2 protein-coding genes are annotated in these 2,114 nt (G+C 68.9%); both read right to left on the bottom strand.

The genetic code is table 11. The features are described from left to right. Positions 1-1,600, bottom strand: a 1,600-nt coding sequence (locus tag F3J14_RS34705) for a methyl-accepting chemotaxis protein (protein ID WP_166726729.1), incomplete at its 3' end; no start/stop codon positions are given. Positions 1,601-1,877: 277 nt separating this feature from the next. Beyond that, positions 1,878-2,114: PfkB family carbohydrate kinase (locus F3J14_RS34700; RefSeq protein WP_247682362.1), on the bottom strand; the 237-nt coding region annotated here is incomplete at its 5' end.

The following is a 2,114-nucleotide window of genomic DNA, read 5'->3' as shown; positions in this document are numbered from 1 at the left end:
CAGGCATCGCGCGCGGCGCCTGACGTGCAGCGGGGGCGGCTGCCGGCCGCGCCGCGTCGTCGTCGATCCGGAATACCGACGCCGTGTCGCGCAGGCGCGCGGCCTGTTCGTCGAGCGACTGCGCGGCGGCCGCCGCTTCCTCGACGAGCGCGGCGTTCTGCTGCGTGACTTCATCCATCTGCGCGACCGCGCGCGCGACCTGGTCGATGCCGCCGCTCTGCTCCTCCGACGCCGCCGCGATTTCGCCCATGATGTCCGTCACGCGCTGCACGGCGGCGATCACGTCGCTCATCGTGCGCCCGGCCTCGTCGACCAGCGTCGACCCCGTGCGAATGCGGTCCACCGACGCGTCGATCAGCGCCTTGATCTCCTTGGCCGCGCTCGACGAACGCTGCGCGAGGCTGCGCACCTCGCCCGCGACGACCGCGAAGCCGCGCCCTTCCTCGCCGGCACGCGCGGCTTCGACGGCCGCGTTCAGCGCCAGGATGTTGGTCTGGAACGCGATTCCCTCGATGATCGCGATGATGTCCGCGATCTTCGCGGAGCTGTCGTTGATCTCGCCCATCGTGCCGACCACCTGGCCGACCACCGTATTGCCCTTGTTTGCAATCTCCGACGCGTTCGCGGCCAGCGAGCTTGCCTGCCGCGCATTGTCCGCGTTCTGTTTCACCGTGCCGGTCAGCTGCTCCATGCTCGACGCGGTTTCCTGCAGCGCCGACGCCTGTTCTTCCGTGCGCGACGACAAGTCGATGTTGCCGGCGGCGATCTGCCGGGCCGCGGTCGCGATCGACTCGCTGCCGCCGCGCACGGTACGCACCGTGTCGACGAAGCCGCGCTGCATCCTCGCGAGGCCGTCGAGGAGCTGGCCCATTTCGTCGCGCCGATGCACGACGATCGAGCGGCGCAGGTCACCCGCGGCCATCGCGTCGAAATGCGCGAGCGCGTCCGCGAGCGGGCGGCCGATCGCACGGCTGAGCGTCAGCCACGACAGCACCGCGGCGACCAGGCCGGCCGCCAGCACGACGATCGACAGCGCGCGCAGCGTGTCGTACACCGATTCCGCGTGGTCGAAGCCCGCCTGCGCGTCGCTGAACTGGAAATTGCGCAGCGCTTCGCCCGCGATCGAAAGCTCGTTGTACAGCATCTGGAGCTGCTTGGCGCCCTCGCCGATCCGGTCGTGGTCGCCCGTCGCGATCGCGCTCCCGAACGCGTCGCAGCCGCGCTGCAACGCCTGCCGCTTCGCGGCGACGTCCTGTGCAAGTCGGTCTTCCTGCGCCCCGCGCGGCAGCGCGAGGTACTTTTGCCACCACGCGTCGGACTGCGCGCGCATCGCGCGGCTGCGCTCCACCGCGGCGGCGGAGTCGGCCGAGCCGGCCAGCAGCGCGGCGCGATCGAGCGCCAGGCGCTCGCGCGCCGCGTACATTTCCGACACGGCCACGTTGACCGCGCTCGGCATCTGGTTCGTGAAGAGTTCTCGCGTCGTGTCGTTCGAGCGCGTCATCCCGTACACGCCGAGCACGCCGATCAACCCCAGCAGCACCGCGAGAAACGCCATCGTCAGACCGATGCGCGCACGTATCGTCAGGTTTCCGATCACCATCATTCTTCCTGTGTTGCGTCGTCATGAACGGGCCGGGCCCGTTTTTCGAAACACTGTTTCGCCCGATGCATTTACGACCGTTCGCCGCACAACTTGATGGTATTGACGTCAATTTTCTCCGCAATTGATCGGTTTATTACATATCGCTGAATAATAGGTGCGAAACACGCTGGCCCGTGCCGTGAAATGACGGAGCGAATGTCGAGTTCCGGCCGATCAGGAAGAGACAGCCGGCCGCCTGCTGTCGCAGGCGCCGGCCACGATGCGTGACCTGGCCCTATTCGGCCAGTTCGGCGAGGGTGGGAATCGATGGCTGCGCGCCCGCACGCGTGACCGACAGCGCCGCCGCGCGTTGCGCGAAGCGGATCGCGGTGTCGACGTCCTCACCCGCGGCGAGCCGCGCGGCGAAACCGCCGATGAAGGTATCGCCGGCCGCGGTCGTGTCGATCGCCTGCACGACGGGCGCCGGATAGTGGCGCGCCGCGCCGTCGGCCGGCAGCGCGAGCACGCCGCG

Origin of the sequence: Burkholderia sp. Tr-862, from assembly GCF_011753085.1 — a bacterium.
In the GTDB taxonomy this organism is placed as follows: domain Bacteria; phylum Pseudomonadota; class Gammaproteobacteria; order Burkholderiales; family Burkholderiaceae; genus Burkholderia; species Burkholderia ambifaria.
The sequence above is the reverse complement of the archived record's forward strand: the minus strand, read 5'-3'. Positions and strand labels throughout refer to the sequence as shown.